Consider the following 17,215-nt stretch of genomic DNA (forward strand, 5'->3'; position numbering starts at 1 on the left):
AACTGTGAGAGCCGCGCCCACCTGCCCACGGTGTTTCGGCACGCTACGCCCACCCAGCGTATGGTCAAGCGCCTGGCGTTGCGGGGTGCACGGGGCCGTCGTGCCCTTCCACACCCGGCGGCCTTCGGCCGAGGCGCTCGACCTGGTGCGCAAGGACGCGCGGGTCCCGTTCTGGCTGCCCTGGCCGTTGCCGCCGGGGTGGCTGGTCACCGGGTTCGGCGACGCCGGGGACGAGCGTTCGGGCGCCCGCGCGGGAGTGGTGGCCTGCTCGGGTCCCTCGGTGACCCAAGGCCCGGCCGACCTGCTGATCGTGGCGGAGGAGCCGGGCCTGGGGCTCGGCGCCGCGTACGCCGGCCTGCCCGGCCCCGACCCCGGGCCCGGCTTCGACGCGGGCCCGCCCGGTGCCAAGGTCGACGCGCGCGGCCACCCGACGGCCCTGTGGTGGGTGGAGGGCAGGCCCGACCGCGCGGTGTACGTCGGCGAGGCGATGGGCGACTGGCTGTGGATCATCGGCTGGCCGGCAGAGGCCGGTTGCCTGGTGGCGCTCACCCAGCTCTCACTGCGCGACCTCAGGGAGCACGACCAGGAGCTCGACCTCCCCTTCGGCGCCGTCACTCCGCGGCTCGGCGCCGAAATCCAGGGCCTGCGGACGCTTCCGCGCCTTCGTTGACGCCAACGTGACACCGGTAAGTATCGAGACGGGCACGCCGGTTCGGTAAGGTCGTGGCCGTGACAGCGCGTATCGAGCGAGTGGTGACCGAGGGCGTCGTGACGATCGACGACGCCGAATACAAGGTCGAGAACAACACCTGGATCATCGGTGACGATGAGGAGGTCATCGTCATCGACGCCGCGCGCGACGCGGAGACGATCCTCGAGACCGTCGGCGAGCGCGAGGTGCTCGCCGTCATCTGCACGCACGGCCTGCCCGACCACGTCGGCGGGGCGATCGAGGTGGCGGCGCGTGACGAGGCGGTCGTCGCGCTCAACCGCAAAGATCGCCCGCTGTGGCGCGAGACCTGGCAGGAGACCTACCCCGACATCGACATGGAGGACGAGGGCATCTTCGGCGTCGCCGATGTCGAGCTGGAGGTCATGGCCACTCCTGGGGTGACGCAGGGCGGCGTCTCGCTGTACGTCGAGGCGCTGGGCGTGGTCTTCACCGGCAAGACCCTGCTGGCCGACGGCCCCGGCAAGCTCGCCGGTGAGTACCCCGCTCTGGCCGACCAGCTCACCGCGATCGGCGAGCGGCTGTTCACGCTGCCGCCGGACACCCGGGTGCTGCCCGCGCACGGCGAGGAGACCACCGTCGGCGAGCAGGAGCCGCACTTCGACGACTGGCTGTCGGGGTCGCTCACCAAGGGCGAGGCGGCCGCCGATCCGGCCGAGCCGCCGCTCGCCGACGGCACGCGCGCTTCGGGGATCAAGCTGAGCTTCGACGAGTGACGTGCAGCAACTCGGCCTGGAAGGCATGCCCCGGCGGCTGTACTCCTGCACGCCGTCGAGGCTGAACGCCTGGCTCGACTGCCCCCGGCGCTACCGGTTCACCTACCTCGACCGCCCGGCCCCGCAGAAGGGCCTGCCATGGGCGCACAACAGCCTCGGCGCGTCGGTGCACAACGCGCTGGCCGGGTGGTGGCGCGAGCCGTACGAGCGCAGGACCTCCGCCATGGCGGGGATTCTCCTCACCAAGGGCTGGATCACCGAGGGTTTCCGGGACCAGGAGCAGTCCACGCTGTGGCGTGACCGGGCACGCGCCATGGTGTCCGGTTACGTCACCACGCTCGACCCGTCGGAGGAGCCGGTCGGCGTCGAGCGCACCGTCGCCACGCGCACGGCGGTGATCGCGGTGTCCGGACGGGTCGACCGCATCGACCGGCGCGGCGACGAGCTGGTCATCGTCGACTACAAGACCGGGCGCCGCCCGCTGACCGAGGACGACGCGCGGGCCTCGCTCGCGCTCGCGATCTACGCGGCGGCGTCCTCGCGAGTGCTGCACCGCCGCTGCCGCACCGTCGAGCTGCACCACGTCCCCACTGGTGAGATCGTCGCGTGGGAGCACACCGACGAGTCCCTCGGCCGCCACCTGGGCCGGGCCGAGGAGATCGCCCTGGAGGCCGCCGAGGCCGACGAACGCTACCGCGAGTGGGCGGCCACCCGCGCCCCCGCCTCGGCGCGCGGCCCCCGCAGGCCCGCCGGCCAGGCTCGGTCCTCTCCCACGCGCCCGCCCGGCACAGCGGGCGGGCAGGGTGCGGCCAGTGCCTCAGGCGCCGACGGTGGGCCCGGTACGCCGGGCGGGCCGGCCGCCGTGCCGCCGGAGATCGACGCGAGCTTCCCGCCGCGGCCCGGCCCGGTCTGCTCCTGGTGCGACTACCGCCGCCACTGCCCCGAGGGCCAGGCGGCGGCCTCCCCGCGCGAGCCCTGGGACGGCCTCGCCGACACCTCCTGACCACCCCCGTGCCGCCGGCCAGGGACGGGCGGCGCCCGGCCGGTCAGGCGGGGTGTGCGGGGTGTTGCTCGGCGTGATTCCAGAAGCGGGTGAGGGCGTGGGCGGTGGTCTCGGGCGCCTCGACCGCGGGGGAGTGCAGGGCTCCCGGCACGACGACGATGTCGGCGTCGAGGCTCTCGGCCATCTCCGCCTGCGTCAAGGGAGACCAGCCGTCGTCGTGCTCGCCGTACAGCACCAGGATGGGCACCCCGACCTCACGCAGGTCCGCGAGCCGGTCGGGGGCGTTGAGCACCTCTTCCGCCATGCTCACCAGCCCGGTCGGCGAGTTGGCGAACAGCCGCCTGCGCAGGAAGTCCACGATCTCGTCGGGCACACCGGCGACGATGGCCTCGGGTTCGAGACGGTGCGTCCACAGGTGAGCGAGGCCCACCTCGGGCAGCTCGCGGAGCATGAGACGGCAGGCCTTCTCCCGTGGCCCGGTGATGCCGGCCGGCCCCGAGCTCATCAGCGTGTAGGACGCCAGCTTGGTGGCGCCGCCGATCACCGCCTCGCGGGTCACCAGGCCGCCGAAGGAGTGACCGACCAGGTGGACCGGCTCGCCGTCGCCCACGACCGCCGCGATCTGGTCGATGTCCTCGCCGAGGGCGGCGCAGGTGTAGGCCGCCGGGTCGTCGGGACCCTCGGTCTCGAACTGCCCGCGCATGTCGATCGCGACGACGCGGCGCCCGGCCTGGGCCAGCGTCTGGAAGATCGCGATGAAGTCCTCTTTGCTGCCGGTGTAGCCCGGCACCAGCAGTGCGGGGCAGCGTTCGGGGACGCCGCTGACCGGCAGCGCCTCGAGAGCCGCGAACGTGCCGACGGGCGTCTCGATGCGCTGCTCACGGACACCGGGAGGCAAGGTCAGAAAGCGCGGCGTGCTCACGCGGCACCACGATACTGATAATCGATCCCGGCGACACCGCCGAAGGTGTCACGCCGGTCTCCTGGTCGACTTTCCACTCTCTCACCCGATCGGATGACGGCCTTGGTGCGCCTGAGGGAACGGTGGGACGCCAGGGCGTCCCACCGTTCCGGCCGCTGAGGGCCCGATGTGCTCATGCGCCGTCTGCTCAGCCCCTCCGGGGACGATGCTGCGGAGTCCGGCGGCGCTGGACGCGTTCGGAGGCCGCGGAGGGCGCCACATCATCGTCCTCCGTCGCCAGGTCGGGCGAGCGGAAAATGATCGAGAACGGAGAGGGCGGGATGATCCGCTCCGGCTCGGGTGGCGCGACCGGTGCGGTGACCGGCGCGGCGACCGGCGCCGCTTGCGGCTCCTCGGCGACGATCGGCGCCTCGTGGACGACGGGCGCTTCGACGACGTCGTCCGCGACGGCAGGGGGAGCGTCGGCGAGGGCCCCGGCCAGGGCCGTCTTGTTGGCGCCCCGGCGGGCACGCCGCGGCGCGGGGGCCTCGGCCGCCACCGGCGCGGGTGTCTCGGCGGCCACCGGCGCGGGTGTCTCGGCCGCTGGGCGGGCCACCGGCGCGTCCAGGACGGCGGGGCCGGCGCTCACTTCGGGCTCGGGGGCGAGGATGTCGCCCTGGACGGGCGCTCCCGCCTCGACCGGCTGCCCGTCCAGCGTCTGGCCGCCACGGGTGCGGCGGCGCTGCCGGTTGCGGGCCGGGCGCTCCCGGCGCTCCTCGCGGTCGCGGCGTTCGTCGCGGTCACGCCGCTCGTCACGCTCACGGCGCGAGCGGTGCCGCCCAGTCTCACCGAGGTCCTCGATCTGCTCGGCCTCCAGCCCGGCACGGGACCGCTGAGCGCGCGGCAGCACGCCCTTGGTGCCCTCCGGGATGTGCAGCTCGGCGTAGATGTGCTTGGAGGTGGAGTAGGTCTCGACCGGCTCGGCGAAGTCGAGGCCGAGCGCGTTGTTGATGACCTTCCAGCGGGTGAGCTCCTCCCACTCCACGAAGGTCACCGCCACGCCGGTGCGGCCCGCCCGGCCGGTGCGGCCGATGCGGTGGACGTAGGTCTTCTCGTCCTGCGGGCAGTCGTAGTTGACCACGTGGGTGACGTCGTCGATGTCGATGCCGCGTGCCGCGACGTCGGTGGCCACCAGGACGTCGACCTTGCCGTTGCGGAACGCGCGCAGTGCCTGCTCGCGCTGGCCCTGCCCGAGGTCGCCGTGCACGGCCGCGGCGGCGAAGCCGCGCTCCTTGAGCTGCTCGGACACCATGTCGCAGGCCCGTTTGGTCTCGCAGAACACCATCGTCAGACCCCGGCCCTCGCACTGCAGCATGCGGGCCACGATTTCGATCTTGTCCATGCGGTGGGTGCGCCAGACGAACTGGACGGTCTTGGAGACGTCCTCGCTGTCGGCGTCGGGGTTCTCGGCGCGCACGTGCGTCGGGCGCGTCAGGTAGCGGCGCGACAGCTGCACGATCTCGCCCGGCATGGTCGCCGAGAACAGCATGGTCTGCCGCTCGGCGGGGACGAGCTTGATGATGCGCTCGATGTCGGGCAGGAAGCCCAGGTCGAGCATGCGGTCGGCCTCGTCCAGGACCAGCATGGACACCTGACCGAGGTCGAGGTGCTTCTGCTTCACCAGGTCCAGGAGGCGGCCTGGCGTGCCGACGACGACGTCGACGCCCTGCTTGAGCGCCTCGATCTGCGGCTCGTAGGCCCGCCCGCCGTACACCGTGAGGATGCGTGAGCCGAGCTTGCCACCGGCGACCAGAAGGTCCTCAGTGACCTGCAGGGCCAGCTCGCGGGTGGGGACGACGACCAGCCCCCGGGGCTTCTTGCGGTTCTTGCGCGGCTTGCCGACGCGCTGAAGCATCGCGACACCGAAGGCGTAGGTCTTGCCGGTGCCGGTGCGCGCCTGGCCGATGACATCCTGCCCGCTGATCGCCAGCGGGAGGGCCATCTCCTGGATGGGAAAGGGGGAGACGATGCCCTCTGTTTCGAGGGCATCGGCGATCTCCGGTATGACTCCAAGGTCTCGGAACGTGGTCAGCTCGGCCTGCCTAGGTCTCCTGCGAAGGCGGGCTTCCGGGACCGCCGGCTTGCGCCGGGTCCGCGCGGAAAAGCCAACCCTCATCTCGTCTCGGCGACCGCCCGCGGCATAACGCGCGTGGGGGCTATCAGGCGATGATCTCCCTGAAGACATACTGCGGTCGCACTCTTACAGGGCAGTGTACTCGATACCACAAGAGCGAGCCGATTTCCCGGTGTTCGAAGTCGTGTCCCCGGAGAAACCGGGGCCGCCGGGCTTTCGCCCGGTGCCTCGCGCGGGCATGGTCCGCAGGCCGTGGAGACCCTCGTACGCTGCATCCATGAGTGATTCCCCTGCCGGTGTGGTCGATATGCTCGGCGTCCTGGCCTACGCCGAGCTGACCGCGTTCCTCAGGCTCGCCGAGGACGCCGCCACTCTCGCCCCCACCCTGACCGACCGGGCCGAGCTCAGCGACCTCGCCGCGGCCGAGTACGGCAACTTCCGGCTCCTGCGCGACCGGCTGGCGGCCCTGGGGGTGGACCCCGAGGAGGCCATGGCGCCGTTCGTCGCCGCCCTGGACGACTGGCACGCCCAGACACGGCCAGGGGACTGGCTGGAGGCCCTGGTCAAGGCGTACGTGGGCACCGGCATCGCCGCCGACTTCTACCGCGAGGCCGTCCGCCGGGTGGACGAGGAGACCCGCGCGATCGTCAACGAGGCGCTGGCGGAGGAGGTCCGCTCACGGTTCGTGGTCGAGCGGGTGCGGGCGGCGCTGGCCGGCAACCCCAAGCTCTCCGGCCGGCTGGCGCTGTGGGCGCGGCGTCTGGTCGGCGAGGCGCTGAGCCAGGGGCACCGGGTCGCGGCGGCGCGGCCGGCCCTTGCCCTGCTGCTGGTCTCCGCCGCCGAGGACGCGGGGGTCCTGGCGAGCGCGGACACCGACCTGGTGGAGATCGGGCGGCTGTTCGCCCGCCTCACCGAGGAGCACGGCCGGCGCATGTCGGCGCTCGGCCTCGTCCCGGGCCCCTGATCTCCATCGGCTCCGCGGCATCCGGAGCCCCGGTGCGGGGCTCCGGCCGCTCGTGCCCGGCGCGGGGCCTTGAGCGAGGTCTCTCCCGGGCGCCAGGACGTACCGCCGGCACCGCCGCGCCGGCCGGCCGGGACGTCCGCTCGGCGCAGGTTTCGGAGTTCTGGCGGAAAGGTGCCTTGATCGAGGGGCGCGAACGGCCCGGTCGGTTGTAGCGTGCGAACATGAGGGCCTCGCGCCGCTACGGCAGTTTCCTGATGAGATGTGGACCGAACCGCTGGACGTCCCGGCCGGTGTTGCGAAGGGGGAGCGCCGGCTGCCCGGCGGTCAGCCACAAGCGGGAGGACGTGCGGCCGGCCCGCCGCCCCTGCGGGTGCTCGCTCGACTCCCGGGAAGAGTGCGCGGGCCTGCTGTAGCCCGCGGTGGCCTGTCGGAGAACGGCTCAGGCCTTCTTGAGGATGTCCCCCCGGGTTCACGTGCCAGGGCGGGGCCTCGCCCCGCCGTCGGGCGGGCCGGACAGGGCCCGCCCGAGGCGGCGTGGAACGGCCGGTGCTAGAGCGTGCCGCCGAACCCGACGGGACGCGACTCGTCACCGCCGATCTCGACGAAACCGAGCGCGGAGACCGGCACGATCACCCGTCGGCCCTTGACGTCGGTGACGGAGAAGACCCCGCGATCGGCCGCCAGGGAGTTGCGCAGCTCCTGCTCCACCTCGTCGGCGGACAGCTCGGTCTCGACGATGATCTCCCGGTGCACCGAACGTACGCCGATCTTGATCTCCATGGGGCTTCCTTTCGACGGCGACGGAAAACGTGCTGGTCTTATCGTCACTCCGCGCCGGCGCGGCGACGGCGATGATCGCGTCAAGCGAACGGCCGGCCCGAGGCGATCGCCGTGGGCGAACGGCCGGCCGCGCGCCGGGGCCGGTGAGTGAGCGGTGGGTCAGGTGGTGCGGGGGAAGCCGCCGATGCCGCGCCAGGCGAGGCGGGCCATGAGCTGGGTCGCGTGGTCCTTGGGGATGGAGCCGTGGCTGGCCAGCCAGTAGCGCGCGCTCACCTCGGCCATGCCCACCAGGCCGACGCCGAGCAGATGGGCCTCGTCGCTGGAGCAGCCGGTGTCCTCCTGGATGACCTGACTGATCATCTCGGCGCTCTCGCGCAGCGAGCGCTCCATGCGCTGGCGCACGGGCGCGACGTTGCGCAGGTCGGACTCGAAGACCAGGCGGAACGCCTCGCCCTGGCTGGAGACGAAGTCGAAGAACGCGCCGATGGCCGCCTGGACGCGCTGCTTGTTGTCGGTGGTGGAGGCCAGCGCCTCGCGGCACCGGTTGGCCATGTCGTCGACGTGCAGGTCGAGCAGAGCCAGATAGAGCTCGAGCTTGCCGGGGAAGTGCTGGTAGAGCACCGGCTTGCTGACCCCGGCACGTTCGGCGATCTCGTCCATCGCGGCCGCGTGGTAGCCGTTCTCCACGAAGACCTCCTGCGCCGCGTTGAGCAACTGGCGGCGACGGGCCATGCGGGGCAGCCGGGTGCCCCGGGGCTTGGCATCCGGGGTAGCGGTCACGGGTCACTCCTTGGGTGCGGTTCACCCACCGCGCGACGGCTCGGCGGGCGCCGGTCGGTGCTGGTCGTGCATCCGGTACGAGGTTGACATCCTACGCGCGGGTAACCGGGCTCAGCGATAGTCGTCGTCGTCCAGGTCCACGACGCGCCCCTGGTCGGCGGCGTCGGCCGGGTCGGCGTCGTAGGGGATCTCCAGCGGCCATTCGCGCCGTTCGCCGCGAACGATGAGGTGCTGCTCGATGGCATCGGCCTCCGGGACCTCGGTCTGCAACTCCTCGGCGACGTCGTCGAGGGGCTCCAGCGCGTCCAGCGGGACCTCCCGGCCGCTCACGTCCATCTCCGACATCTTCCGTCCCTCCGTAGGGGGCGAGCGGGCATTCGCGCGCTCCAATACCCCGATGCGTCCAGCCTAAGGCCCCTTCCCCGTCCGGCTTCGCTCCGGCGGGGCCATGAGGTCGCCGAGTCGCGCGACCCGGTCGAGGACATCCTGCGCCGTGAACACCAGGTCACCGGGGTCGGCGCACTCGGCCACCTCCTCCCAGGTGATCGGGGTGGAGGCGGTCGGCGCGGCGTTGGCGCGCAGGGAGTAGGGGGTGACCGTGGTCTTGGCCGGGTTGTTCTGGCTCCAGTCGATGAACACCTTGCCCGGGCGCAGTTTCTTGGCCATCTGGCTGACGACCTCGTCCGGCCGTTCCTTCTCCAGCCGCTGGGCGAGCGCCTTGGCGTAGTCCGAGGGGCTCTCCTCGCGGCCGGCCCACGGCACGTACACCTGCATGCCCTTGTTCCCGCTGGTCTTGGGCAGCCCGTCCAGGCCGTCCTCGCGCAGTGCCTCCCGCAGCCGCAGCGCCACCCGGCCGCAGTCCACGATCGTCGCGGGCGCTCCCGGGTCGAGGTCGAAGACCATCGTGTCGGGCGGCAGTGCCCGGCCTTCCTCGTCCACCCGCCACATGGGGGTGTGGAACTCCAGGGCGGCGAGCCCGGCGAAGTAGACCAGCGTGGGCAGGTCGTCGACGATCGCGTACTCGATGGTGTCGCGGTCCTTGGTGCTGCCCGGGGCGGGCAGCCGGGCCGTCCGCACCCAGGCGGGGGTGTGCGCCGGGCGGTTCTTCTCGAAGAAGAACTGACCCTCCACTCCGCCGGGGTAACGCTTGACGGTGAGCGGGCGGCCGTTCAGGTGGGCGAGCATCGCGGGCGCGACGCAGGTGTAGTACTCGATCACCTCCGCCTTGGTGAAGCCCGTCGCCGGATACAGCACCTTGTCCAGGTTCGTCAGCGTCAGTTCCCGGTGATCGACCCTGACCCGGACCTTCTGCGCCACGCTCACCACTTCCCCTGAGGTTTCTTTTCCCGTGCTCTCGTCCGTCGCCTTCCCAGCAGATCGTGGCTTGACCGGATACGGCAATCCACACTGGGTATCTGCCCATTTGGATACTGCTTTGCGCCCTTGCCGCCGTCGAACATGTGTTCGGCGGCGGAGTCGAGGTGAGGAGAGGTCATGCGTAGCATCTGGAAGGGTGCCATCTCGTTCGGTCTCGTCACGATCCCCGTGAAGCTGTATTCGGCGACCGAGCAGAAGGATGTGTCGTTCCACCAGGTGCACCGTGAGGACGCCGGGCGCATCAGGTACAAGCGGGTGTGCTCGGTGGACGGCGAGGAGGTGGCGTACTCCGAGATCGCCAAGGGGTACGAACTGCCCGGCGGCGAGATGGTGGTGCTGACCGACGAGGACTTCGCCGACCTGCCGCTGAGCACCTCGCGCCGCATCGACGTGCTGCAGTTCACCCCCGCCGAGCAACTCGACCCGATCCTGTTCAACAAGTCGTACTACCTGGAGCCCGAGGCGGCGGGCGTGAAGCCGTACGTCCTGCTGCGCGACGCGCTGGAGCGCACCGGCCAGGTCGCGATCGTGAAGGTCGCGCTGCGTCAGCGCGAGTCCCTCGCGGCCCTGCGCATCCGCGAGGGGGTGTTCGTGCTGGAGACGATGTTGTGGCCGGACGAGGTGCGCGAGCCGGGCTTCGCCTTCGTCGAGGAGGACGTCGAGGTCCGGCCGCAGGAGCTCCAGATGGCCGAGTCGCTGATCGAGACGATGGCCGGGGAGTTCGACCCCTCCGAGTACCACGACGCCTACCGCGAGGCGCTCCAGCAGGTCATCGAGGCCAAGGTCGCGGGCAAGGAGCTCGTCAAGCCCGAGGCGGCCGAGGCGGCGGGGCCGGCGGTGGACCTGATGGCCGCGCTGCGCGCCAGTGTCGACGCGGCCAAGCGCGAGCGCGAGGGCGCCAAGGAGAGCAAGGAGAAGGCCGGGGCCGGCGCGGACAAGCGCAAGGCCGCGGCCAAACCGGCCAGGGCGGCCGCGTCCGGCCGGGCCGAAGAGGAGAAGCCGGAGAAGGAGGCCAAGAAGGCGGCCCCCAAACGCCGGGCACGCAAGTCGGCCTGACGGCCGGCCGCGGTACTCCGCCGCGGGGTGAAAGAAAATACGGCGCCGGAATTTCACGGGTGGAATTCGCGGAGCCGGTCCGGGATTTTCGAATAGGCGTCCCGCGAATCGGCGACAGGAGCCACGGCCGGCGCGGTGCACAGGTTATGGACGTGGACGCGGGAAGGCCCCGGAGCGGAGCGCTCCGGGGCCTTCTGCTCGGTCGGCCAGGCGGCCGGTGGTGCCTCCGGGCGGGGTCGCCGCCCGGAAGGCCGCCTGGGTTCGGATGGTCCGGTCAGTGATCAGCCGTCGTGCTTGCCGCCGTGGTGCTTGTTGTAGTGGTGGTGGTGCTGCGGGAACCAGCGGCGGTCGTTGCGCCAGTAGTCGTTGTGCCCGCCGCCCTGGTTGTGGTTGCCGATGATGGCGCGGAAGAAGCGCGCCTCGACGACCTTGAAGAAGCAGTTGCGGTGGCCGCCGCCGTGGCTGCGGTAGTGCTTGCGCTTCTTGCCGTAGCCCTTGTGGCCGTAGCCGCCGCCCCAGTCGTCGTCATCGTCGTCGCCGTAGTAGCCGCGGCCACCGTGGTGACCGCCGTAGCCGCCGCCGTAGCCGCCGCCGCCGTAGCAGCGGCCGCCGTAGCCGCCGCCGCCACCGAAGCCACCGAGGCCGCCGCCGAAGCCACCGAGGCCGCCGCCGAAGCCGCCGTCGAGGCCATCGAAGTTGACGACCGCGGCGGACGCGCTCGCGCTCGTGGCGGTGGCCGTGCTGAGGCCGACGAGACCACCGGTGAGTGCCGCCGTGACGGTCAGCGCAGCGGCATATTTCTTGACGTCGGGCATTCTGTTTTCCCCCTTGACGCATCGGGTTGCCCAGCGGATGGCATTTACGGAATTTGGGAGTAAATGCCGGGCGACTCGTTATGAGTCCTCCCAGATGTCTTGTTTTCCGGGCCACCCTCATGACAAACGGTGATCGCTGCCTTTTGGCGGCTACTTAACCTGCCCTTATATCTTTCAGATCAATATTTCCCGATTTGTCCGATTTTTCAATGATCATGGACCCGTATCCCCACCCCTCAGCGTCCCCCAGTCCGGGCGGGGGAGACCCTGGCGGGTTCGGAGCCGGGTTATCGTCGAACGGAGGGTGAACAGGAGAGGAGGAGACGGTGGACGAGCCGATACCACACTGGCCCGGGAAGCTGCTCGACCTCGGTGACCAGGTCGTCCACGTGCGCACCACGCCCGAGGGGCCGGTGGAGAAGGCCGTCTACGTGCACGGCCTGGCCGGGTCGGCGACCAACTGGACCGACCTGATGGACGAGTTGCGGGACGAGGCGCAGGGGTACGCCCTGGACCTGCCGGGAGCCGGCTACTCGCCCGAACCGCCGGGCGGCGACTACTCCATCACCGCCTACGCCGGGGCGGTGACGGCGTTGATCGAGCGGGTCGGCGGGCCGGTCCACCTGCTCGGCAACTCGATGGGAGGCGCCGTCTCGGTGCGGGTCGCGGCGACCCGTCCCGACCTGGTGCGCACTCTCACCCTGGTCTCACCCGCCATGCCCGACCTGCTGCCCCGCTACGGCCCGGCCCGCGTCATGATGTCGGCCGCGCCGCGCCTCGGCGAGTGGGCGGTCGCCCGGTTGCGTGCCCTGCCCCCGGAGCGGCGCGTCCGCGCCACCATGGCGATGTGCTACGCCGACACCGGCCGGGTCCATCCCGGCCGGCTGCAGGACGCCGTGGCCGAGGTGTGCCGCCGTGACGAGCTTCCCTACGCCGGGCCGGCGCTGGTGGGCTCGGCCCGCGCCCTGGTGAACGAGTACTTCCGCTGGGGCGAGGAGAACCTCTGGCGGCTGGCCGAGCGGGTCACCGCCCCCACACTGGTCGTCCATGGACGGCACGACCGCCTCGTGCACCCGCGGATGGCCGCACGGGCCGGCCGCGCGTTCTCCGACGTGCGCCTGGTGCTGCTGCCGCACGCGGCGCACGTCGCCCAGATGGAATACCCCGCGCTCGTGGCCCGCCACGTGCGCCTCCTCATGCGGGACGGCGCGCGGGCGACGGCCTCCGCCGTGGCCGGGGGCGATCAGGGCGATGTGCAGAACCCGGAGGGTTACGCCACCGTCGGGTAGGATTTCCGGGAATGCGGGGGCGACCGGGTTGGGTTGTGTAAGGACGGCGCGGCGCGCAGCCACGATGGGCGAGCCGCCAACTGGATGAATCCCCTGAAACGGGAGCGTAGAACTGTGTCGTTGCCACCGCTGGTAGAGCCGGCCGACGAGCTGACCGTTGACGAGGTGCGCCGCTACTCGCGCCATCTGATCATCCCTGACGTCGGGATGGCCGGGCAGAAGCGGCTGAAGAACGCCAAGGTGCTGTGCGTCGGCGCCGGCGGCCTCGGTTCCCCGGCCCTGATGTACCTCGCCGCGGCCGGTGTCGGCACGCTCGGCGTGGTCGACTTCGACGTCGTTGACGAGTCAAACCTTCAGCGGCAGATCATTCACGGCCAGTCCGACGTCGGCCGGCTGAAGGCCGAGAGCGCCGCGGCGAGCGTGCGCGAGATCAACCCCCTCGTCAACGTCGTCATCCACAACGTCGCCCTCACGACCGACAACGTGATGGACATCTTCGCCGCCTATGACCTCATCGTGGACGGCACCGACAACTTCGCCACGCGGTACATGGTGAACGACGCGGCGGTGCTGCTCGGCAAGCCGTACATCTGGGGCTCCATCTACCGTTTCGACGGTCAGGCGAGCGTGTTCTGGGCCGAGCACGGGCCGTGCTACCGCTGCCTGTACCCCGAGCCGCCCCCGCCCGGCATGGTCCCCTCGTGCGCCGAGGGCGGCGTGCTCGGCGTGCTGTGCGCCTCCATCGGCTCCGTCCAGGTCAACGAGGCCATCAAGCTGCTCACCGGCATCGGCGAGCCGCTGGTCGGGCGTCTGATGATCTACGACGCGCTGGAGATGAAGTACCGCGACGTCAAGGTCCGCAAGGACCCTGAGTGCCCGCTGTGCGGCAAGAACCCCACGATCACCGAGCTGATCGACTACGAGGCGTTCTGCGGCACGATCTCCGACGAGGCGCAGCAGGCCGCGACCGGCTCGACGATCACCGCTCAGGAGCTCAAGGACATGATCGACCGCGACGAGGACATCTTCCTCGTCGACGTCCGCGAGCAGAACGAGTACGAGATCGTCAACATCCCCGGCGCCGTGCTGATCCCCAAGGGTGACTTCCTGCGCGGCGTGGCCCTCGAGCGGCTGCCGCAGGACAAGAAGATCGTCCTGCACTGCAAGTCCGGCGCCCGCTCCGCCGAGGCGCTCGCCGTGGTGAAGAACGCCGGCTTCTCCGACGCCGTCCACGTCGGCGGCGGGGTGCTGAGCTGGGTCAAGACGGTCGACCCGTCGCTGCCCACCTACTGACGCCCCACGAACCGCTCACAGCCCGTTCTCCGCTCTGGAGGACGGGCTGTGTCGGTTGTGCGGGTGGTGGCGGCCTTGGTCAGTTCGGGGTGAGGGAGAGGCCTGACCGGGCCACGATGTCGCGCAGGGCGGTGATGTGGGCCTCGAAGGCGCGTCGTCCCACGGGGGAGAGCTTGAGCCAGGTGCGCGGCCGCTTGCCGACGTGGCCCTTGCGGATCAGCACGTACCCTGCGGCCTCCAGCGCGGCGCTGTGCTTGGACAGCACCGAGTCGCTCACTCCGACCTCGTCGCGGACGAAGGCGAACTCGGCCTCCTCGACCGCCGCGAGCAGCGACATGACGCGCAGGCGGGCCGGAGCGTGGATCAGTGGATCGAGGTCGGGCATCAGCCCGCCTCGATCTCGGAGGCCATGCGCCTGGTGATCCACCGGGCGACGGTCGGGCCGGAGACCGTCATGTACGCGGTCATGACCAGCGTGGCCCAGGTGCGGGCGTAGGGCACCCCGGCTCCGTCCAGGGGGAAGGCGAAGGCGGCCCCCACGGCGACGGCCGACGCCACCCACGCCAGGAACACACCCAGTACCCCCGGGGTGACCAGGCTGCGATAGGGGCGCTGCCGCTCCAGGAACACCAGCGCCAGCACCAGGCCCACGAGCGCGGCGGTCAGCGCGATGATCCACGTCACCGTCACCGTCATCGGTGTGCCGGGTTCGGTGGCGAACTGGACACCGGTGACGTACAGGGCGACGCCCGTGGTGTACCAGGCGGGGAACCAGGGGCGGGCCCGGACGACCCGGGCCTGGGTCGTCCGGATCTCGCGCAGGGTGTGCGCGGCCTCGTCGGGGCTGATGTACGCGGCGTCCTGCGGGGTGGCGTCCATGACATCTCCTCACTTTCCATTAAGGAAAGTACTTTCTACTTTCCGTACCGTCAAGTACCTTCCAGTCGGGCAATAGGGATGGAACGGAAGATGTCTCCTCGTCTGGGGCGTTAGGGTCGGGCTCGTGAGTGTCCTGCGTGCCTGGCCGCCCCTGGTGGTCGCCTCAGCGCTCACCTTGGTCTGCGCGGTCGTCGCCGGCGTGTCCGCCGGAGCCGCCGGAGCGGAGTTGACCCGCGGCCCGAGCGCCGCGGAGATCCGGCGGGCCTCAGCGGAGGAGACCGCCCGCCGCTGGCAGGCATGGCCGGCCGGCAAGATCTTCCCCGCGACGCTGCCCTACGTCTCCGAGCAGGGCGGCGGCGAGTACGCCCGCCGGGTCGGCATCTCCTCCCGCACCGACTGCTCGGCCGCCGTGGACGCCGCGCTGCGGATCGCGATGCGCGATGCCGGCTGCCGGGCCGTGCTCCGGGCCACCTACCTGGACGCACTGCAGGGCGTGGTGGTCACCGTCGGCGTCGCCGCGTTCCCCGACCAGGCGTCCGCGCTCAAGGCCCGGGCCGCCTTCCCGCCCGGAGGCGTGCCGTCGCCGGGGCTGCGCGCCCTGGCCTTCCCTCGGACGGTCGCCGACCGCTTCACCGCCGCCTCCCGCCAGGCGTCCTCGATCGCCCACGCCGGGCCGTACGTGGTCGTCACCACGGCGGGCCAGGTGGACGGCAGGCCGGCCCGCGCGGTCGGGCGCCAGCGTGGAACGATCTTCTCCTTCGCCTCCGACCTCGCCGAGCGCGTCCTGGCCACGCTGACGGCCCCGGCGCGGCCCGACTGCGCCGGCAAGGACTGGCAGTGCTGACCAGGGTGGCGCCACCGGGGCGGGCGGGGAGCGGGAGGCGGGCGCCGGAGGGACCCGCCAGGCCGTCGCGGGGGAGGTTCGCCGCGCTCCTGGCGGTCCTCGCGGTCGTCCTCGTCCTGGCCTCCTGGCCGGCGCCCGCGTCGGCCGACCAGGTGCGCGGCAGCCAGCGGCAGGTGCTGCGCACGCTGGACGTCGACGACGCCTGGCGGGTGACCCGCGGGGCGGGCGTGCTGGTCGCGGTGCTGGACTCCGGCGTCGACCCCCGCCACCACGACCTGCGCGGCTCGGTGCTCACCGGGCCGGACCTCACCAGGGGCGCCAACCCGCGCGGCGTCGCCCCCCGGCGGCTGCACGGCACGTACATGGCCTCGCTGATCGCCGGCCACGGGCACGGGCCGGGCCGCGCGGACGGCGTGATCGGGGTCGCGCCCGCCGCCCGCGTGCTGTCCGTGCGGGTCATCCTGGAGGACGACGAGCCGGGCTTCCAGGCGTTCAACTCACAGGCGCGGTTCGAGAACGTCGTGGCGCGCGGCATCAGGTACGCCGTCGACCGGGGCGCCAAGGTCATCAACCTGTCGATCTCCAAGGACCGTCCCACCTCGAAGGAGCGCGCGGCGATCCGGTACGCCGTCGCGAAGGGCGTCGTGCTGGTCGCCGCGGCCGGAAACGAGGGCGCCGGGCGCAGGGACGGCCCGTACTCCTACCCGGCCTCCATTCCCGGAGTGATCTCGGTGGGCGCGGCCGACCGTGGGCTGCACAAGGCGTCGTTCTCCAACCGCAACTCCATGGTGCTGCTCGCGGCGCCGGGCGTGAACGTGTTCGGGGCCGGGCCGGGCGACCAGTACTGGGTGGGCAGGGGCACCTCCCAGGCGACCGCGCTGGTCTCCGGGGTCGCCGCGCTGATCAAGTCCAGGTACCCGTCGATGTCGCCCGCGCTGGTCGCGCAGGCGCTCACCGGCGGCGTGGCCCGCAAACCGCCGCGCGGGTACGACCCTGGGGTGGGCTTCGGCGTGGTGAACGCCGCCCGTGCGCTCGCCGAGGCGGCCCGGCTCGCCCGCCATCGGCACACGGCCGCCGGTCCCGGCGTCCAGGACGCCGACCTGCCCGTGCCGGCCGGGGCGGTCGCGACCGCGGCGCCGCTGCCGCCGATACGCGTGGTGCGCCGCGACACGGGCATGGTCACCCTGTACGGCACGGTCGCCCTGGTGGCCGCCGCCGGGGCCGCGGCGGGCCTGGCGGCGATGGTGCTGCTCGTGCGGAGCCCCGTGCGCGGCAGGCGTGGCGGGCGCGCGAGGCGAACACGACGTGACGTGAGAGAGGCGAGGGGACCGGTGGCGGCAGGCGCCGACGTAGCATCGAAGTATGTCGCCTGAGGAGCCACAGGCGCGGCCGTCGCCGCCCTGGCCCGCGAGTGCCCAAGGCACGAGTGGCGCGCCCCGGCTCCCGGCGGCCGGCCGCGACCGCGGCGGGGCACGGCCCTGGCCCGTCACAGGCGGCGGCGGACGCCGTCCCTGGGCGCCCGTCGGCGCGGGGAAGGGCGGGCCGTCGTGGACCCCGGGAGGGGGCGCGGGGAGGGGTTCCGGGGCGGCGGGGGCTGGAGGGCGGCCGTGGAGCGGCGCCCGGGCGCGGGCCGCCGGGCTGCGGGCGATCCACG

18 protein-coding genes are annotated in these 17,215 nt (G+C 72.0%); 9 read left to right on the forward strand and 9 right to left on the reverse strand.

Translation table 11 applies throughout. From position 1 onward, the window contains the following. Positions 1–4 precede the first annotated feature (4 nt). The 3 genes from IEY93_RS28830 to IEY93_RS28840 are packed head-to-tail and all read left to right on the forward strand — an operon-like array spanning position 5 to position 2,449. Positions 5–670: a DUF6758 family protein gene (locus tag IEY93_RS28830; protein ID WP_189166288.1), complete on the forward strand. Its 666-nt coding sequence runs from the start codon at positions 5–7 to the stop codon at positions 668–670. Positions 671–729: 59 nt separating this feature from the next. Beyond that, positions 730–1,446, forward strand: coding sequence for an MBL fold metallo-hydrolase (locus IEY93_RS28835; protein WP_189166289.1), 717 nt, complete (start codon positions 730–732; stop codon positions 1,444–1,446). Position 1,447: 1 nt separating this feature from the next. Further along, a complete protein-coding gene (locus IEY93_RS28840; protein WP_229691560.1) occupies positions 1,448–2,449 on the forward strand; it encodes a RecB family exonuclease in 1,002 nt (333 codons plus the stop codon). A gap of 43 nt (positions 2,450–2,492) precedes the next feature. Here IEY93_RS28840 and IEY93_RS28845 read toward each other — a convergent pair whose 3' ends face one another. Both IEY93_RS28845 and IEY93_RS28850 read right to left on the reverse strand, forming a co-directional pair. Continuing rightward, positions 2,493–3,371, reverse strand: coding sequence for an alpha/beta fold hydrolase (locus IEY93_RS28845; protein ID WP_189166290.1), 879 nt, complete (start codon positions 3,369–3,371; stop codon positions 2,493–2,495). 187 nt (positions 3,372–3,558) lie between these two features. Beyond that, entirely contained in the window at positions 3,559–5,352 is a 1,794-nt protein-coding gene (locus IEY93_RS28850) for a DEAD/DEAH box helicase (protein WP_229691561.1), read from the reverse strand. Positions 5,353–5,761: 409 nt separating this feature from the next. Between IEY93_RS28850 and IEY93_RS28855 the strand changes: the two genes are divergently transcribed. After that, positions 5,762–6,448, forward strand: a complete 687-nt coding sequence (locus IEY93_RS28855; protein ID WP_189166292.1) for a ferritin-like fold-containing protein — start codon at positions 5,762–5,764, stop codon at positions 6,446–6,448. Between the two features lie 549 nt (positions 6,449–6,997). Here IEY93_RS28855 and IEY93_RS28860 read toward each other — a convergent pair. From IEY93_RS28860 to ligD, 4 genes are all read right to left on the reverse strand, one after another. Next, positions 6,998–7,228 carry a DUF3107 domain-containing protein gene (locus tag IEY93_RS28860; protein ID WP_189166293.1) on the reverse strand — a complete coding sequence of 77 codons (231 nt, stop codon included), beginning with the start codon at positions 7,226–7,228 and terminating at the stop codon, positions 6,998–7,000. Between the two features lie 159 nt (positions 7,229–7,387). Then, positions 7,388–8,008: a TetR/AcrR family transcriptional regulator gene (locus IEY93_RS28865; RefSeq protein ID WP_189166294.1), complete on the reverse strand. Its 621-nt coding sequence runs from the start codon at positions 8,006–8,008 to the stop codon at positions 7,388–7,390. A gap of 111 nt (positions 8,009–8,119) precedes the next feature. Beyond that, on the reverse strand, positions 8,120–8,353 hold the full coding sequence (locus tag IEY93_RS28870; protein WP_229691562.1) for an Rv3202a family protein: 234 nt from the start codon (positions 8,351–8,353) through the stop codon (positions 8,120–8,122). A 63-nt stretch (positions 8,354–8,416) separates the two neighbouring features. Beyond that, positions 8,417–9,331: a non-homologous end-joining DNA ligase gene (gene ligD / locus IEY93_RS28875; RefSeq protein ID WP_229691563.1), complete on the reverse strand. Its 915-nt coding sequence runs from the start codon at positions 9,329–9,331 to the stop codon at positions 8,417–8,419. A gap of 171 nt (positions 9,332–9,502) precedes the next feature. On the opposite strand from ligD, the gene ku reads away from it, so the two are divergent. Then, complete coding sequence (gene ku, locus IEY93_RS28880; protein ID WP_189166295.1) at positions 9,503–10,441, forward strand: non-homologous end joining protein Ku; 939 nt, start codon at positions 9,503–9,505, stop codon at positions 10,439–10,441. Positions 10,442–10,722: 281 nt separating this feature from the next. Here the strand turns inward: ku and IEY93_RS28885 are convergent, their stop codons facing one another. Beyond that, a complete protein-coding gene (locus tag IEY93_RS28885; RefSeq protein WP_189166296.1) occupies positions 10,723–11,256 on the reverse strand; it encodes a hypothetical protein in 534 nt (177 codons plus the stop codon). A gap of 326 nt (positions 11,257–11,582) precedes the next feature. Between IEY93_RS28885 and IEY93_RS28890 the strand changes: the two genes are divergently transcribed. Together IEY93_RS28890 and moeZ are read left to right on the forward strand one after the other, a co-directional pair. Further along, positions 11,583–12,545 (forward strand): alpha/beta fold hydrolase, encoded by a 963-nt coding sequence (locus IEY93_RS28890; RefSeq protein ID WP_189166297.1) that lies wholly within the window; start codon positions 11,583–11,585, stop codon positions 12,543–12,545. A 114-nt stretch (positions 12,546–12,659) separates the two neighbouring features. Continuing rightward, a complete protein-coding gene (gene moeZ, locus IEY93_RS28895) occupies positions 12,660–13,838 on the forward strand; it encodes an adenylyltransferase/sulfurtransferase MoeZ (RefSeq protein WP_189166298.1) in 1,179 nt (392 codons plus the stop codon). A gap of 79 nt (positions 13,839–13,917) precedes the next feature. On the opposite strand, the gene IEY93_RS28900 is transcribed toward moeZ, so the two are convergent. Both IEY93_RS28900 and IEY93_RS28905 read right to left on the reverse strand, forming a co-directional pair. Continuing rightward, the gene (locus IEY93_RS28900; protein ID WP_189166299.1) at positions 13,918–14,223 is read right to left on the reverse strand and encodes a winged helix-turn-helix domain-containing protein; all 306 of its coding nucleotides are present in this window, start codon (positions 14,221–14,223) and stop codon (positions 13,918–13,920) included. Then, a complete protein-coding gene (locus IEY93_RS28905) occupies positions 14,223–14,717 on the reverse strand; it encodes a hypothetical protein (protein ID WP_189166300.1) in 495 nt (164 codons plus the stop codon). Before IEY93_RS28905 ends, IEY93_RS28900 begins: the two co-directional genes overlap by 1 nt. 124 nt (positions 14,718–14,841) lie before the next feature. Here IEY93_RS28905 and IEY93_RS28910 point away from each other — a divergent pair, with 124 nt between their 5' ends. Next, entirely contained in the window at positions 14,842–15,561 is a 720-nt protein-coding gene (locus tag IEY93_RS28910; protein ID WP_189166301.1) for a hypothetical protein, read from the forward strand. Then, the gene (locus tag IEY93_RS28915; RefSeq protein ID WP_229691564.1) at positions 15,555–16,934 is read left to right on the forward strand and encodes a S8 family serine peptidase; all 1,380 of its coding nucleotides are present in this window, start codon (positions 15,555–15,557) and stop codon (positions 16,932–16,934) included. Before IEY93_RS28910 ends, IEY93_RS28915 begins: the two co-directional genes overlap by 7 nt. Positions 16,935–17,215: the final 281 nt, after the last annotated feature.

The sequence above is a fragment of the Sphaerisporangium melleum genome (genome assembly GCF_014646695.1).
GTDB lineage: Bacteria > Actinomycetota > Actinomycetes > Streptosporangiales > Streptosporangiaceae > Sphaerisporangium > Sphaerisporangium melleum.

Bases quoted from the DNA above. Each gene is read 5' to 3' on its own strand.
- ku (WP_189166295.1), top strand. From the start codon at position 9,503: ATGCGTAGCATCTGGAAGGGTGCCATCTCGTTCGGTCTCGTCACGATC.
- IEY93_RS28850 (WP_229691561.1), bottom strand. From the start codon at position 5,352: ATGGCCCTCCCGCTGGCGATCAGCGGGCAGGATGTCATCGGCCAGGCG.
- IEY93_RS28885 (WP_189166296.1), bottom strand. From the start codon at position 11,256: ATGCCCGACGTCAAGAAATATGCCGCTGCGCTGACCGTCACGGCGGCA.
- IEY93_RS28905 (WP_189166300.1), bottom strand. From the start codon at position 14,717: ATGGACGCCACCCCGCAGGACGCCGCGTACATCAGCCCCGACGAGGCC.
- IEY93_RS28860 (WP_189166293.1), bottom strand. From the start codon at position 7,228: ATGGAGATCAAGATCGGCGTACGTTCGGTGCACCGGGAGATCATCGTC.
- IEY93_RS28855 (WP_189166292.1), top strand. From the start codon at position 5,762: ATGAGTGATTCCCCTGCCGGTGTGGTCGATATGCTCGGCGTCCTGGCC.
- IEY93_RS28900 (WP_189166299.1), bottom strand. From the start codon at position 14,223: ATGCCCGACCTCGATCCACTGATCCACGCTCCGGCCCGCCTGCGCGTC.
- IEY93_RS28870 (WP_229691562.1), bottom strand. From the start codon at position 8,353: ATGTCGGAGATGGACGTGAGCGGCCGGGAGGTCCCGCTGGACGCGCTG.